Origin of the sequence: Rhodococcus sp. C3V, assembly GCF_029269915.1 — a bacterium.
Taxonomy (GTDB): domain Bacteria; phylum Actinomycetota; class Actinomycetes; order Mycobacteriales; family Mycobacteriaceae; genus Rhodococcus_F; species Rhodococcus_F qingshengii.
In genome coordinates, this window is record NZ_JARJBE010000005.1 from 70,567 (window position 1) to 86,119 (window position 15,553).

Below are 15,553 nucleotides of genomic sequence, written 5' to 3' on the forward strand. Positions count from 1 at the left end.
AGTACGCCGAACGTACCTTTCGCTCAGCGTGACTTCACCCAAATCACTTCGGCCCCCCTTCTGGTTTGATGAACACCGAACGAATCGCACCAAAGGGGAAACGACAGTGGTTTCAGATCCGATCACGGGCCTGGAGATGGAACTTGCCGACATGTGGCAACGAGGACGCGCCCAGGCGCGCACCTATGCGCGCGCAATTCATCCCAAACTCGATCCGGCGCTCTACCCGGTTCTGGTCATCCTGAACCGTTCGGATGCGGTGCGGATGTCCGACCTGATCTGCACCCTCGATATCGAGAAGTCCACCTTGACCAGGCAAATCGACGCCGCAGCTCGACTCGGCCTGGTGGAACGGATCCCCGATCCCGACGACGCTCGCGCCAAGTTGGTAGCTCTGACCCCTGAGGCGCGAACGAAGCTCACGACCATCCGCAATCACCAGATAGATCGCTGGCGCGCCCGACTCGCGAAATGGGATACGGACGACATCACCACGCTGACAGCGCTGCTTCACCGACTGGGCAGTTCCGAGGACTGACGACAAAGTAATCGTGATGGGCAGCCCACTCGAACAGCCGGACGATTTACGCCGTCACGACAATTCTGCAGCAGCACGCAGAATCAACTGGGTGACCTCGTGCGGGTGGGACGCCAAGGATGCATGGCCTGCGTCGAGTTCCTCGATCTCGCGGGCACCGATACGCTCTGCCATCCATCGCTCGGTTTCCGGCGGAATCATTCGGTCCTGCCCTGAAACCTGATACCAACTGGGCTTCCCACGCCATGCCGGCGGCCCTGACGGGTCCGAGAAGCACTGACCCGCAATGGGTTTCTGCGTCAGCGCCATGACCAATGCTTCGGTGTCGTCGAGATCCTGACTGAAACTCTCCTGAAACTTGTCCGGGGCGATCCACAAGAAGCCCTCGGCGTCCGGCGCGATGTTCGCCGCGCCCGCCGGCTGATCCGTGCGGGCGAAGATACTTCCCAGGCTGTCACCCTCGTCCGGCGCAAAGGCAGCGATATATACCAGTCCCACAACATTTTCCGCATGACCCGCGCCTGTGATCACCGCGCCGCCGTACGAGTGTCCGACCAGCAAGGTCGGGCCGTCCATCGATTCGGCCACCTTCCTGGTCCGGTCCACGTCGTCGGCGAGCGAAGTAAGTGGATTCTGGACCGCAACCACTCGATGCCCGGCGTTGTGCAGGGTGGGTATGACGTGACGCCAATGAGAACCGTCTCCCCAGGCTCCATGCACCAGAACGATGTTTACCTTCTCTGCCATGACCAACTCCTCCAGATACGCAGTGCGACGAATAATCCGACGATCGGCAAGCCTTCGAAACCCAGACCTTGTCTGTTACCCACGTTAAGGGGATCCTGGATCAATAACCATGACCAGATTGCCAAGTTTTTGTGCAGAAACGCCGAATGCTCGAGACCATCGGAGTGATCGATCCATGAGGACAACATCATCACAGCGGTACGTACCCACCACCGACGAGACTCGAACCCGGGACACCCTCTCGCACGTTCTCGAAGTCGTCCACCTTCGCGGTGATCGGATTCATCGCTGCGTCCACGGCGAGAACTTCACCGTGGAGGTACCCACTGGGGTGCGAGCACTTCACATTGCCGAGCACGGTGACATCGTGATCAGAACGCAGGGCAAAGCCCCGATCGAACTCGGCCCCGGGGAACTCGTACTGTTACCCCATGGGCATGCTCATACGATCGAGAATGCGATGCCGATGCACGCGAAAAGCGAAACACGTTGGCTTTTCGGTACTTTCACACTCGACGACGTCGCAGCGCAGCGACTGCTGTCCGTTCTGCCGGACTTCGTCGAACTGCGCGCGACACAAGGGACCCCGGTCGAGTGGCTCGAGGTGAGCAGCCGACTGTTGGGCGCCGAGGTGGACGATCCGAAACCTGGTTCCTCCGTGATGGTTTCCCGGATTCTCGACCTTCTCTTCGTCCAGATCCTCAGAGCGTGGGCTCGAGCGGACGGATCGAACGGCGGATGGTTGACCGCAGCAATGGATCCACGAATCGGGCAGGCCCTCGAGGCCGTCCACAACGACCCGTCACGCAACTGGACCATCGACGAACTGGCGACGCTGTCCACCCTGTCGAGATCGTCTTTTGCGGAGCGCTTCTCGCGACTGGTCGGCCAGACGCCCGGCGCTTACATCACCGAGCGCCGACTCGACCGTGCCGCCGAACTACTCGTGCAAACCACCGAGCCGGTCGGGACCATTGCGATAACTGTCGGCTACGAATCCGATGCCGCGTTCAGCCGCGCCTTCCGTCGACGATTCGACGCCTCGCCGTTGAACTGGCGAAAGTCCAACTCCCACAATCACTGACGTCAGGTCGCAGCGATTACGCCTGCGACCGGGATCCGGCCGAGAACTGCAACGCGGAAGTCCACCATCGCGCGCTCCACGTGATTGGCGCTCGAGACCACAACCACGCCGGTCGCGCCTCGATCGGCGAGAATCCGCGCAGAGTTGATCGCATTCTCGACCGTCGACCACGAAGTTCCCTCTTCGGTGATCCGGCCCGGGTTGACGCCGTTGGCAACGAGCCATTCGCGCATCGCCCTGGCTTCCGTTACTCCGGCCTTCGGAGCCCCACCGCTTGTGATGATCGGAGACTGCGGGTACTGACGGGCCAGCTGGAGCGCCGCCTGAAGCCGGTCGACCAACATCGGACGCATCGTGCCGTCGTCGAAGAGGCCGGCACCCAAGACGACGATGTTCGTGCCCACGGGGTTGAGGTCGAGCAGCACGGGCGACTGGCGTGTCAGCGTCTCAGCACTCGTGCACGCAAGAATGAGAGACCGCACCGGTGTTTGGCAGCCGCCCACCGTCGACAGGATGCCGTTGACGACCGTCGTCGGAGTGATGTCGGCACTCGCTGTCGCCGGCGACAATCCCACTCCGGCTGCGGCGATTACCGAAGCAGTAATCAATCCCTTCGTCAGAGACCTACGAACATTTGCCATGTAGCCGAACCCCCATGAGTTGTCGGTTGTCCAGCACACGGTAACGAACGTTTTGTCTGAATTGTGTGATTTAAGCGACTTTTACTGTTGACTTACCGTCACACAGACTAAACATGAAGGTTTCACAACGATTTGGCTTCGAAACCGTCATCTACCAGCATCTCGAATCGACGCGCCTGCCGCGTTACCGATCTGAGCTGCAGCATCCCCGAGCAGGTCGGCGACACTGAACGGCAACAATTCGTTGTTGCAGATCACGATGTTGCATCCGGGTGTTCCTGCTCGCCCCGTCCCGACCATCGTGTCGAAGATCAATTCGGGGTTCGCGAAGCCGACGAGTTGTGACGGATCGTCGATGAGCGGACCACCCGACCCATGCACGGGAGGCCCGACGTACGGCGGCGGTGGAACGTCCACGATCGAAGCGACGACAAGCCGCAAGAACTCCTGGAGATAGAGATCCCGAGGCGCGTTCTGCCACACCGGATGCGAAACATACTTGCTCACCGGCGCATTCACGGAGTAGAAGTCCTCGCCCGCGTTCACCCAGGTCAAGAAGCCGTACCCCCATTGGACGGAGAGGGCGCGGACAACTCGTCGAGGTAGGCGGAGTCGATCAACGTCTGATCACGCCACGCGCCTCGTTGCACCATCAGCTGACCCAGTCTGGCCATGTCTCCCGGCCGCATTGCCAATCCGAGAATCAGACACGTTCACAGAGAACCACAGACGCATCACGTTTGGGAAGAGTCAGCCTCCATTCCGAGCGCGCGACGCGCTCCCAGCGCCATGGTGACCTGTACAAGATCTTTCGGTGACGACAGGTCAAGTCCCGTCAGGGAACTCGCTTTACGCAGGCGGTACACGACCGTGTTCGGGTGTACGTGCAACTGCCGAGCCGTGGTAGCTCGATCGAATCCGGAGTCGATGAAAGATTCGAGCGTCTCGAGCACGGCAGGATCGGACTCCAACCGCGACAACACATCTGCGAGGATCGGCAGCGCAGCGCTCGGGCGGGTCAGTTGATACTCGACTGCAAGATCCTCGAGACGCACGACCCCACTTGTACGGCCGTACTTTCGGGCAACGTTCAGCACCTCGCGCGCCTGCGACACCGCTGCGGGAATTGCCGGCGGTGCCGCGACATGTACGGCGGCAACCGTCGATGCACCGATGACCTTCTCGAGATCACCCAATCGTCGACACAATGAAAGATACTGCGGACTCGACGCCCAGTTCCCCTCAGCGGGTTCCGATTCCACAATAGGAATCAGTACGGCTCCGCCACTGCTCCCGAGCACCCCGAGCGCTTTGTCACGCCCCACCTGATCAAGCTCTCGTTGCAGGTGGCGCACCTTTCTCCGCTCGGCGACGGCAGTGTCCACCTCGGTCGAGGACTCGTCGTCATTCCGTTCGACGTGCAGCGCCACCACCCAGTACAGGCGCGCCAACCTGATGCCCACATCGTCGGAGACCCGATCAACATCGACACCCGTCGAAAGTGCTACGAACAATGACCTTCGCGCAGAATCCTCGTCCGTCTGGGTGGCATGGTCGGAACCGTAGCCGGCAAGAACCGCCGACGCGGAGGCCGCGGTGTATGCATTCAGGAGTCGTCCGGTGCGGGCAAGTGCGACACCGTCTTCCGGGACCGCCCATTCGCTGATGGTCTCCCACCACAGCCCGGCTGCCAAGTGATATGCCCGCAGCACCTCACCGAGCGGAACCAATTCCTGAGCCCGTTGGCGAGCCGATTCGCTGATGTCGGCGAGCAGCTCGGGCGCCAGATCGGCGCCGGTCCGCAGCATCGAAATGAACAGTTCCAGATTGCGCCTCACGATGGTGGTGACGTCGTTACGCAATGCCTCGTCAGGGAGCAACCGGTAGAAGGTGACGTCGCGGTGGACCAGATCGACTGTCTCAATGACCAGTGGATGGGTGCGTTGCGCCAGTCGGTCGGCCAGAGATCTGCCACCAACCAGGATCGGCTCGAACGGCAGATCTTTGTTTCCTGACACAAAACCCTCCACAGAATTGAATTGCCACCACAAGGCCGACCTGCCTTTTTCCTATCACTATGTAACCCACGCCACTCAGGAATTCACAATCGGCGGCGTAACTGGAAGTACCACCTTCGACCAATAGGAGCCTCGAGTGACGTGGAAAACGCGCAGCGCAGCCATTCTGGCAGGCGTCGTGGCTGCCGGTTCGATCGCGGCTCTCGGGACCGGTGTGTCGAGTGCCGAGACAGCGGTCAGCACTATCCAGTACGTCGCGCTCGGCGATTCCGCGGCGGCCGGCCCACTGGTCACCGCGCAGGACTCGTCGTCACCGGGCTGTCTACGATCACTCGACAACTACCCGTCCGTGGTGGCGCGAGAACTCGGCGCTCAACTCACGGATATGACCTGCTCGTCGGCGCGATCCGCCAACGTCACGGACACCGCACAATCGACGTTCTCCGGTCAAGTATCACCGCAGGCAACAGCATTGGGGCCTGATACCGACCTCGTCACCATCACCATCGGTGCCAACGACATCTCGTTGTTCCCGACAGTTCTGAGCTGCGTCAATCCACTCCCCGAACCCACCGGAACGTCCTGCCGTGACAAGTTCACCTCCGGTGGCGTCGATCAACAGCGACAGATGATCGAAAATGCGTCCACAGGTTGGAGTTCCATGATCGAAGTCGCGCAGGATCGAGCACCGTCGGCGCGCATCGTCGTGGTCGGATACGGAACATACATCCGTGGTGGCGGCTGCCCCGGCACTCAGCCGTTCTGGCCGCGCGACGCCGACTATCTCCAGAGTGTGATCGACTACGGCAACACGGTCATGGCAGCAACTGCGGCCCGTCACGGCGTCGAGTACATCGACATCACCGAAACCACTGCCGGGCATGACATCTGCACGGACCCTGCCACTGCTTACTACACGGGAATCGTCCCTACCCAGCCGGCGGTTCCACTGCATCCCACTGCGGCCGGGATGCAGGCGATCGGGAAAACGGTCGCCGACGCTCTGTCCTGAGCTTCTCCCCCAGCACAATTCATTCAGCACTCGCGAAAAGGGTGGAACAATCATGTCAATTCAACGAGACGCTCCGCCGCTGCCGTCCGTGGACGGCGCCCCTGTCGGAACACGTGACAAACTTCTCGGCGGCACACTCGTCGCCCTGTTTCTCGCGAACATGCTCAACTTCTTCGACCGGGCGATCCCCTCGGTCGTTGCCGAGCCGATCAAGAACGAGTTTTCGCTCAGTGACTTGCAATTGGGATTGATCACCTCTGCATTCACCCTCGTCTACGCAGTCGCAGGACTGCCTCTGGGCCGGTTGGCCGACACGAAGAACCGTCCCAAGATCATCGGGATCGGACTCCTGGTGTGGAGCGGACTGACGGCAGCAACCGGTGCCGCCGGCAGCTACGTGCTGTTCATCCTCGCGCGTCTCGGCGTCGGTGTGGGCGAAGCGACCTTCACACCCGCAGCAAACTCGATGATCGGCGATATCTACCCGGCGGAACGACGCTCACGCGCACTTGGTGTCTTCATGCTCGGTTTGCCGATTGGCCTCATGCTCGCCTACTTCACCGTCGGCAAGATCGCCGAGGCATTCGACAGCTGGCGTGCACCGTTCTTCCTCGCGGCGATTCCCGGTGTCCTGCTTGCAGTCGTGCTCTACCGCATGGCAGATCCGGTTCGTGGTGGTTCCGAAAGTCCGGAGGCCCGCGCAGCCGCTGTTTCACAGGCACCGATCACCCGCCCGATCCGTCGCCTGCTCGCAATTCCCACGCTTCGTTGGCTCATCCTTGCCGGGCTGACGTTCAACTTCGCCGCCTACGCAGTGAATTCGTTTGTCGTCCCGCTGCTCATGCGCCAGTACCACCTGAAACTGACTGCGGCGGCATCGGTCACGGGCATCATCGTCGGAATCACGGGCCTGATCGGATTGCTTCTCGGCGCTCGCTACGCTGACAAGGCCAGCGCACGCTCACCGCGCGCACGGTTGATGATCGGTGTCGGAACCTCGGCATTGGCGGCACCTTTGACGGCGCTGGCACTGTTGCAACACGGCGGAAACGTCGTGATGTTCACGCTCTTGTTCTCGGCCGGGTGGCTTCTGGCCTACGGCTTCTACATCAGCGTCTACCCTGCCATTCACGACGTCGTGGTTCCCAGGCTCCGCGGCACTGCGACTGCGTTGTTCTTCGCTGCCATGTACCTTCTCGGCGGATTCTCCGGACCGGTTGCCGTTGGAGCGATCTCGGACTGGTTCGCCAAGCGTGCACTTGCAGATGCCGGTACCGGGAAGTTGGCTCAGTACGCCGGCGACGGGTTGAACTCGGCCATGTATCTCGTGCCGATCATGTTGGCACTCACCGCGGTATTCATCTACCTGGCTACCCGCACTGTCGGCAAGGACTCCGCGCGCATGCAAGCGGAGCTGAGCCAGGCCTGACCGACAAGTTCACGGGCGGTGGCGGGACCCTGAGGCCCCGCCACCGCCGAGTTCAGTTGACCGTAATCGCCAGAGTCGACAACATGGACCGCAACATGTCCGGCAAGCGAGCGATCATTCGCTGCTCGGTTATCCGAACGGAGACGGGCGCGGCCAGCGTCGCTCGCCACAGTTCCGGTTGATTCTTCATCAGGTTGTTGTAGACCGGGAGCAACTGATCGTTGATGTAGGTCCAACGACCATCCCGGTCCGCCCAGTTGAAGTCCGGAAGCGGCGTTTGCACAACAGCATTGCCCACCTCGAACGAAAGCGGGTTCGACTCGCGTGGCGGCACGACGCCAGGCATCGACGGTGATGCGGCGAAGGTGGTCAGGTAGGTCAACGAGCGACCAACACTGCCGCGGTAGGCCTTCGCCTCGTCCCACTGATCACCCACCGACTGGTACTGCTCCCTTCGCAGCAGACGCACATTGCCGTCGAAGACCGATTCCGTTGTCCCCGAAGCAATGTTGTTCCACGCGATACGGGCGTTCTCGTCGAGCAGCCCTGCGCGATCGAGTTCGGCGATGCCGTCGACGCCGTCGTGAACCCACGCCATGTGCATGGGAATCAGGTCCGAGAAGATGTGTTTGCTCATCGCAATCACTTTCCCCTGGAACCACATCACGTCCTCGGGGCGAATCTCGTGGCCGACCTCGAGAAGTGCCGCAATGTCCTCGGGTGCTCCCATCGACGATGCAACCGGCGCCCCGATGCGGTCGATCTCTCGCCACACCAGTGCCATCGCCTCGCTGATCGCTTGGACTTCCAGCACAACTCGCCCGTAGTCCAAGTCGAGGAGTCCACCGGCGAAAGCGGGCCCGACCATTCCTCCCATACCTGCCCACTGCAGTTCTCGATGCTCGAGCTGGAGTCGCTCGTAGAACTGGAAAGTGTTGGTGAGGTTTCCGAGATTCGCGTGCACACCGTCGAACGGAGTCCACGTAGCGAGATCGATACCTGCCGACTCCGTCCCGACCGCGAGCCAGTACTGCTTGAGCAGTGTCTGATAGCGATGCGGATCCACTCCCGAGGCTCGGGCGGTATCCACCAAAGACCGCAGCGTCGCGGAATCCGATGGCAGAGAAGGATGCAGACCGCCCGTGGCTTCGGCGTTTGCGTTCACTGCTTCCAGGTCGAGGTACCTGTCGAGCTCACCAGTACCCGCGGACGCCCTGCCTCCCAGTACGACGGCACCGCCGATACCTGCCGAAGCAACGAGAACCGTGCGCGCAAAATCCCTGCGCGTCAGAGACTTCCGCAAGCTCATCGCCCCTCGGCTTCGTCGAACGTCTTTGCCAGCCAGGCGATGTCCTGCATACCCAGCTGATCGGTCACCGTCTTGTACAGGTTGGTCACGTAATCGAGCGGCCCGCACTGCGACGGGAGCAGGTCCACGTTGCCGCCGTCTGCTCGATATGTCTGCGCCAATTGCTCTGCCTCACTGAAGGGAACGAGAAAGTCGTCCTCACAGGAAGAAATCAGAAGCTTGGAAGCCGGCGCCTGCTTTCCCAACGTGTTGTCCGCGTACGCCGCGGCCAGCGCAGGGATCGTTCGGGGCGAAGGGTTGGTGAGTAGGACGTCGAATGGAACGAATGGGAGTCCGAGGTAGAGCGCCTGGCAGGACGCGCGGAAGGCTGCGGCGACGTTGTGACCGATCGGAGTCAGATGATCGTCGAGCCGAACGTCGGGGTAGCCCGCGTCGAATCCGAGAATGCTCGAGAAGACGAATCCGGAACCGATCCCACCGGCCGCTGTTTCCTCGAACGTTGCCGGGTCGATCATCATCGCCTGAATGGCACTGGCCTGGACGTTCAGTTCCGGCGCATATTCATGGGCCTGTTCCGCGGCAAAGCCCGCTGCGACACCGCCTCCGGCGACACCGTAGATGCCGACAGGGGTGTCTGATTCGAGGCCACCTTCCGGAAGCGCGAGTGCTGCCCGAACGCCGTCGAGCGTTGCCTTCCCTGAGAACTGTCCGATCGAGAACGGATGGGGAGCAGTGTCGCCGTCGTTGCCGACGTCGCTCATCATCACTGCCCAGCCGTGGCCGAACATCTGAGCCACCGGGCCGAGCGCCGAGAACATCGCCGGGTCGCTCTGATTGCCGCCGGTCCACTGGTGACTTGGTGCGCAGTTCGCGCCGAGGCTGTCGTTCGCCTCGGCGTATCCGATGATCTTGCGATCACCTGGCGCAGTTCCGTCCTCGGGAATCATCAGAATTCCGGTGCTGATCACCTGCCGACCGAAGTGATCAGTGGTGGTGTACATCAGTTGATGAGCCGAGACCACGTCGGGGCGGACCTGGTAGACCTGCACGCTGACCGGACGCGCTTTGAGAAGTGTGCCGGGGGCGGTACCCGGCTCGATTTCGGGTTCGTCGAACCACGGATCATCGGACGAGAGCCCGAGTGGAGTCAATTCGGTGGAAATGTCAGCGCCTTGGAGTGCCTTCACGACCAACGGGTTGAACACGTCGGCCAGGTCGACGGTCTCCTGCGCACCAGCCGGCGACCCCACCGCAAACAAGGCCACTGCCAGGGCCGATGCCGTTCCGGCGCGCCATGACCACCGTCGCCACGTCGAGTCAAACATCGTTCACGAGTTCCTTACTTTCGGGTAATGAGCACCCCTACACTCCCATTCACCTGCATTAACAGACAAGTCGGGCACCCATCCGTTGGCCGAAAACCTCGATCGGGCTTAGGCTGACGGCACCTGTCCGGCAAGTCTGGCGTGGGAGGTTTGTCTGTGAGTGCTCCGACCCGTGTATCGCGAGCTACCGGCGATTCACTCCAAGCTCGAGCGCGGCCGTCCAACATCACGTGCAAGATTCTGATGGCCGTGACAGGACTGATCTTCGCCGCTTTCGTTCTCGTTCACATGATCGGAAACCTGAAAGTCTACACCGGTGCCGATCACTTCGACGACTACGCACACTGGCTACGAACGGTGTTCGAACCCTTCCTGCCCTACGAGGGACTTCTGTGGATTCTTCGCATCGTCTTGCTCGCGTCATTGGTCGCACACGTCTGGTGTGCCTGGCTGCTCACCGTCCGCGGACGCCGAGCTCGAGGAAAATTTCGACGTAAAGGTCTGGGAATCAAGTCCTTTACAGCGCGCACGATGCCCGTCACCGGAGCTGTGCTGCTGCTATTCGTCATTTTCCACATACTCGACCTCACGACCGGAACCCGCCCCATCGGCAGCAGCGAGTACGAAGCGGCCACGCGCACACAGAGTTACGCATACGACAATCTGATTGCCAGCTTCGAGCGTCCGCTGGTGGCAGCGTTCTACATCGTCGCGATGGCTCTGCTGGCAATGCACCTCGCGCACGGGCTCTGGAGCGCGGTCAACGATCTCGGCGTGACCGGCCAACGACTGCGCCAGATTGGCGTTGCACTCTCCGGAATCTTTGCGCTCGTCGTGATGGTCGGAAACATGTCGATCCCCATCGCGGTCATGACCGGCGCCATCTCGAAGACAGGAGCGTCATAAGTGAACAGCATCGAACTCGACGATCTGCGCAGCATCGGGACACCGGTGGACGGTAAGGTCCCGGCCGGCGATCCGGCGACGGCCTGGCCCACTCGCAAACTCGACTACAAGCTCGTCAGCCCACTCAACCGGCGCAAGTTCACGGTCATCGTCGTCGGTACCGGCCTCGCCGGCGCGGCCTGCGCCGCCTCCCTCGGTGAACTGGGCTACCACGTCGAGTCCTTCACCTTCCACGATGCACCCCGCCGTGCACACAGTGTCGCCGCGCAAGGAGGCATCAACGCTGCTCGCGCTCGAAAAGTGGACAACGACAGTCTCGCCCGCTTCGTGAAGGACACCGTCAAGGGCGGTGATTTCCGGGGCCGTGAGGCCGACTGTTTCCGTCTCGCCGAAGAATCCGTACGCGTCATCGATCACATGAATGCCATCGGGGCACCGTTTGCTCGCGAGTACGGCGGCACTCTGGCCACCCGATCCTTCGGCGGCGTTCAGGTGTCGCGCACGTACTACACGCGCGGGCAGACAGGCCAGCAGTTGCAGATAGCGTCGTCGCAGGCACTGCAACGTCAGATCGCAGCCGGAACGGTCAACCTCCACACCCGAACCGAGATGCTCGATCTCATCGTTTCGGACGGGCGAGCACAAGGGATAGTCACACGCGATCTCGTGACCGGTGAGATCGGCGCCACCACAGGCCATGCCGTCGTACTGGCATCCGGCGGCTACGGAACCGTATTCCACAAGTCCACACTTGCGAAGAATTCCAACGCCACGGCCGCCTGGCGAGCGCACCGACGCGGTGCGTTGATGGCTTCACCCTCGTTCATCCAATTCCATCCGACGGCACTTCCCGTCAACTCCGAGTGGCAGTCGAAAACCATTCTGATGAGCGAATCCCTGCGCAACGACGGCCGGATCTGGGTACCGGCCAAGCCCGGAGACGATCGTGAGCCCGGCGACATTCCCGAAAACGAACGCGACTACTACCTCGAGCGCAAATATCCGGCGTTCGGGAACCTCTCTCCCCGCGACGTCTCTTCACGGGCCGCCCGCGAGCAAATCGACTCCGGTCACGGCGTCGGCCCTCTGAAAAACAGTGTGTACCTGGATTTCCGCGATGCGTTGGCACGGCTCGGCCGCAAGACCATCGAGGAGCGATACGGAAATCTGTTCTCGATGTATCGCGACGCCACCAGCGAAGACCCCTATACGGTGCCGATGCGCATCGCCCCCGGAGCCCACTTCACCATGGGAGGACTGTGGAACGACTACGACCAGATGACCTCCATCCCCGGCTTGTTCGTCGGTGGTGAGGCAGGCTGGGGATACCACGGAGCCAACCGCCTCGGCGCCAATTCGTTGCTCTCGGCATGCGTCGACGGCTGGTTCACCCTCCCGTACGCGATTCCGAATTATCTTGCGCCGCTACTCGGATCCACTCCACTCGAACTGTCCGATCCCGCTGTGACGTCGACGCTCACTGACGTGAGGGGTCGGGTGGACCTGCTGCTCTCGGTCGGCGGAACACACGGCCCCGACAGGTTCCATCGACAACTGGGCGAGATCCTCTATGCGGGTTGCGGTGTCACCCGAACGGCCGAGGGCTTGACCAAGGCGATCGCCGAAATCCGCGCACTGCGAACCGATTTCTGGTCGAACCTGCGAGTTGCCGGCAGCGGAAACCAGTTCAACCAGGAGTTGGAAAGGGCCGGCAGGGTAGCCGATTTCCTCGAGCTCGCCGAACTGATGTGCGTCGATGCTCTCGATCGTGACGAGTCCTGTGGAGCGCACTTTCGTGCCGAACATCAGACTCCCGACGGCGAAGCGCAGCGAAACGATCAGGACTGGTGCTTCGTCTCCGCGTGGGAAACCGCCCAGGACGGCAGACACGTTCGACACGACGAGCCGTTGTCCTTCACCGCTGTTCCACTGCAGACGAGGAACTACGTATGAAAATCACCGTGGACGTGTGGCGCCAATCCGGACCTGAGTCGTCCGGCGCATTCGACACCTACCAAATAGACGACGCGACGGTGGAGATGTCGCTGCTGGAGCTCCTCGACCGACTCAACGACCAACTCGTGGAGAGCGGCAACGAACCCATCGCCTTCGATTCCGACTGCCGAGAAGGGATCTGCGGGTCCTGTGGCATCACCGTCGACGACGTTCCCCATGGGCCGGTTGCGAACACTCCCACGTGCCGTCAGCACCTGCGCAGCTTCTCCGACGGTGACCGAATCAAACTGGAGCCGTTCCGCTCCGCGGCCTTTCCCGTGGTCCGAGACCTCGTCGTCGATCGCTCTGCGCTCGACCGGGTGCTCGAAGCCGGTGGATACGTTTCGGTCAATGCAGGAACCGCGCCGGACGCAGACAGTCAGCCGCTCTCGCATCAAAGTGCCGAAGCTGCACTGGACTTCGCCGCGTGCATCGGCTGTGGCGCTTGCGTGGCAGCCTGCCCGAACGGTGCCGCGCACCTCTTCACCGGGTCCAAACTGACCCACCTGTCTCTCGTCACGCAGGGCCGCAACGAACGTGGCAAGCGGGCCCGAGCGATGTCGCACCAGATGGAGGCCGATTTCGGGCCGTGCTCGACCTACGGTGAATGTGCGCAGGTGTGTCCCGCGGAGATACCGCTGACCGCGATTGCCGCTGTCAACAAGGAATCGATGCGATTCGGATTGCGGCGCAAGGACAACTGATCGTCACCAGGCGCCGATCAGCTTCATCCACGCGCCGCCGATGATCGTCCAGATCAGGATGATCACGACGCTCATCACGAAACCGATTCGGAACCACTCCGAGGTCTTGATGTATCCGGAACCGTAGATCACTCCGGCCGGACCGGACGCGTAGTGCGAGATACCGCCGAACAGGCTGCCGATGAAGCCGAATACCAGGGCCGAGAACAGCGGCGGCGCACCGGTTGCCACCGCCGCGCCGAGAAACACCGCGTACATGGCGACGATCTGCGCGGTGTTCGACGCAAACAGATAGTGCGCGTAGAAGTACACCAAGGTCAGGATCGCAAAAGCCCAGATCCACGGCAAACCGTCGACGCTCGAGGAGACCTGGGTTCCGATCCACGAGATCACGCCGAGTTCTTCGAGATGGCTTGCCATACCGACCAGAACGGCAAAGAACACGAGCGTCTGCCACGCCCCGGTGTCGTGGACCAGGTTGTTCCACGTCAGCACCTTGGTCACCAACAGGATGCCGATTCCGACGAATGCTGTTGTAGTGGCATTGACGTTGAGCTGCGAGCCCAGGCACCAGAGCACCAGCAGCAGAACGAAGGTGGCGGCCATGATCTTCTCGTTGCGGCTGATCGGACCTGCCTTGCGCAGTTCCTCCCTGGCTTGCTCGGGTGCTTTCGGAGTCTTCAACATCGTGGGCGGGAAGATCTTCGACATCACCCACGGGATCGCGATCAGACTCGCAATTCCCGGAACCGATGCTGCCAGCGCCCATTTGCCCCACGAGATGTCGATGCCGATCTTGGCAGCCGCATCGACGGCCACAGGGTTACCCGCCATGGCGGTGATGAACATCGCGGAGGTCACGACGTTGACTTGCAGCGACGTGAGCAGCAGATATGCTCCGAGCTTCTTGCGAGAGTCCTCGGGCTCGGGATTGGAGTCCTCCAACTTGCTCAGCGAGACGATGATCGGATAGACGACGCCACCCGCACGGGCGGTGTTCGACGGCGTCGCCGGAGCAAGTATCAAGTCCGTCAACGCCATTCCGTAGGACAATCCGAGACTCGACTTGCCGAGTTTGGTCACGAACATGAGCGCAACCCGTTTGCCGAGTCCAGTGACCAGAAAGCCCTCGGCAATGAAGAACGATGCGACAATCAGCCAGATCGTGGTGTTACTGAAGCCGGACAACGCTTCCGTCGGCGTCTCGGTCTGGGTGATCATGGCGATCGACAGGCCTACCAGCGCCACAGAACCCGTCGGCAGCGGCTGCAAGATCAACGCCACGATGGTGCCGACGAAGATTCCGAGCATGTGCATGCCCTTGGGATCCACACCGTCCGGAACAGGCATGAAATAGATGATCAAGCCGAGGACGACGGGCACCGCAGCCGGGTAGTACCGCCTGAGCACTGATTGTTTCGACGGCTCCGCCGGCGGTGTCGTCTCAGAAAAAGACTCAGTGCTTTCGGATTTGGCCTCGGACATTTGCATCTCCTCGACTTGTCGCCCCAGGTGATCGCCCCAGATGATTGTCCCCCAAACATCAGGTTTTCGTGCGGTCAATCCAAGTTCGAGAGAAATTGCCCGGAAGTACAGTCGTCCTTACGAGGCGCTGTCTCGCACCGACGCTTCAGTGGGAGAATGCCCATCTCTCGCAAAAGATTGTGCCAATCGATCAACAGAGGCGCCGGCGTGCTGCACGCTTGAATCTCGGAGAGTTGTTCAACCTGCTTCTGCGAAAGGTATTCGTCGGCACGATGTTTGGGTCAGGACTGCGCGGATTGCCGATCTCGACCGGATCTTCGCGCGTGATGTGATCCAATTCCGAAGCATGTCAGCCGACAG

16 protein-coding genes are annotated in these 15,553 nt (G+C 61.3%); 7 read left to right on the forward strand and 9 right to left on the reverse strand.

Features of this window, described 5'->3' with window-relative positions; all coding sequences use genetic code 11:
• Positions 1–106 precede the first annotated feature (106 nt).
• Complete coding sequence (locus P3G66_RS15220; RefSeq protein ID WP_003942924.1) at positions 107–538, forward strand: MarR family transcriptional regulator; 432 nt, start codon at positions 107–109, stop codon at positions 536–538.
• Between the two features lie 54 nt (positions 539–592).
• Here the strand turns inward: P3G66_RS15220 and P3G66_RS15225 are convergent, their stop codons facing one another.
• Together P3G66_RS15225 and P3G66_RS15230 are read right to left on the reverse strand one after the other, a co-directional pair.
• Positions 593–1,285 carry an alpha/beta hydrolase gene (locus P3G66_RS15225; RefSeq protein WP_003943002.1) on the reverse strand — a complete coding sequence of 231 codons (693 nt, stop codon included), beginning with the start codon at positions 1,283–1,285 and terminating at the stop codon, positions 593–595.
• 190 nt (positions 1,286–1,475) lie between these two features.
• Positions 1,476–1,643 carry a hypothetical protein gene (locus P3G66_RS15230; protein ID WP_276116901.1) on the reverse strand — a complete coding sequence of 56 codons (168 nt, stop codon included), beginning with the start codon at positions 1,641–1,643 and terminating at the stop codon, positions 1,476–1,478.
• Between P3G66_RS15230 and P3G66_RS15235 the strand changes: the two genes are divergently transcribed.
• A complete protein-coding gene (locus P3G66_RS15235; RefSeq protein ID WP_276116897.1) occupies positions 1,566–2,369 on the forward strand; it encodes an AraC family transcriptional regulator in 804 nt (267 codons plus the stop codon). The genes P3G66_RS15230 and P3G66_RS15235 overlap by 78 nt on opposite strands.
• Before the next feature lie 2 nt (positions 2,370–2,371).
• Here the strand turns inward: P3G66_RS15235 and P3G66_RS15240 are convergent, their stop codons facing one another.
• From P3G66_RS15240 to P3G66_RS15255, 4 genes are all read right to left on the reverse strand, one after another.
• A complete protein-coding gene (locus tag P3G66_RS15240) occupies positions 2,372–3,010 on the reverse strand; it encodes a YdcF family protein (RefSeq protein WP_151098370.1) in 639 nt (212 codons plus the stop codon).
• Between the two features lie 147 nt (positions 3,011–3,157).
• Positions 3,158–3,565, reverse strand: coding sequence for a hypothetical protein (locus P3G66_RS15245; RefSeq protein WP_144245833.1), 408 nt, complete (start codon positions 3,563–3,565; stop codon positions 3,158–3,160).
• The gene (locus P3G66_RS15250; protein WP_156888948.1) at positions 3,562–3,699 is read right to left on the reverse strand and encodes a hypothetical protein; all 138 of its coding nucleotides are present in this window, start codon (positions 3,697–3,699) and stop codon (positions 3,562–3,564) included. The genes P3G66_RS15245 and P3G66_RS15250 overlap by 4 nt, the downstream gene beginning before the upstream one ends.
• A 45-nt stretch (positions 3,700–3,744) precedes the next feature.
• Complete coding sequence (locus tag P3G66_RS15255) at positions 3,745–5,028, reverse strand: PucR family transcriptional regulator (protein WP_003943177.1); 1,284 nt, start codon at positions 5,026–5,028, stop codon at positions 3,745–3,747.
• A 136-nt stretch (positions 5,029–5,164) separates the two neighbouring features.
• Here P3G66_RS15255 and P3G66_RS15260 point away from each other — a divergent pair, with 136 nt between their 5' ends.
• Positions 5,165–6,040: an SGNH/GDSL hydrolase family protein gene (locus P3G66_RS15260; RefSeq protein ID WP_003943089.1), complete on the forward strand. Its 876-nt coding sequence runs from the start codon at positions 5,165–5,167 to the stop codon at positions 6,038–6,040.
• Positions 6,041–6,092: 52 nt separating this feature from the next.
• Positions 6,093–7,469, forward strand: a complete 1,377-nt coding sequence (locus P3G66_RS15265; RefSeq protein WP_003942962.1) for an MFS transporter — start codon at positions 6,093–6,095, stop codon at positions 7,467–7,469.
• A gap of 52 nt (positions 7,470–7,521) precedes the next feature.
• On the opposite strand, the gene P3G66_RS15270 is transcribed toward P3G66_RS15265, so the two are convergent.
• The gene (locus P3G66_RS15270) at positions 7,522–8,778 is read right to left on the reverse strand and encodes a Tat pathway signal protein (protein ID WP_276116793.1); all 1,257 of its coding nucleotides are present in this window, start codon (positions 8,776–8,778) and stop codon (positions 7,522–7,524) included.
• Positions 8,775–10,103, reverse strand: a complete 1,329-nt coding sequence (locus P3G66_RS15275) for a lipase family protein (RefSeq protein ID WP_030536062.1) — start codon at positions 10,101–10,103, stop codon at positions 8,775–8,777. The genes P3G66_RS15270 and P3G66_RS15275 overlap by 4 nt, the downstream gene beginning before the upstream one ends.
• A 156-nt stretch (positions 10,104–10,259) precedes the next feature.
• Between P3G66_RS15275 and P3G66_RS15280 the strand changes: the two genes are divergently transcribed.
• Genes P3G66_RS15280 through P3G66_RS15290 form a run of 3 tightly spaced genes read left to right on the forward strand, consistent with a single transcriptional unit; the run spans position 10,260 to position 13,708 of the window.
• Positions 10,260–11,009, forward strand: coding sequence for a succinate dehydrogenase cytochrome b subunit (locus P3G66_RS15280; protein ID WP_007730765.1), 750 nt, complete (start codon positions 10,260–10,262; stop codon positions 11,007–11,009).
• Positions 11,010–12,962 carry a fumarate reductase/succinate dehydrogenase flavoprotein subunit gene (locus P3G66_RS15285; protein WP_276116794.1) on the forward strand — a complete coding sequence of 651 codons (1,953 nt, stop codon included), beginning with the start codon at positions 11,010–11,012 and terminating at the stop codon, positions 12,960–12,962.
• Entirely contained in the window at positions 12,959–13,708 is a 750-nt protein-coding gene (locus P3G66_RS15290) for a succinate dehydrogenase/fumarate reductase iron-sulfur subunit (protein ID WP_042921559.1), read from the forward strand. Before P3G66_RS15285 ends, P3G66_RS15290 begins: the two co-directional genes overlap by 4 nt.
• A 3-nt stretch (positions 13,709–13,711) precedes the next feature.
• On the opposite strand, the gene P3G66_RS15295 is transcribed toward P3G66_RS15290, so the two are convergent.
• On the reverse strand, positions 13,712–15,193 hold the full coding sequence (locus tag P3G66_RS15295) for an anion permease (RefSeq protein ID WP_042446385.1): 1,482 nt from the start codon (positions 15,191–15,193) through the stop codon (positions 13,712–13,714).
• Between the last annotated feature and the right edge of the window lie 360 nt (positions 15,194–15,553).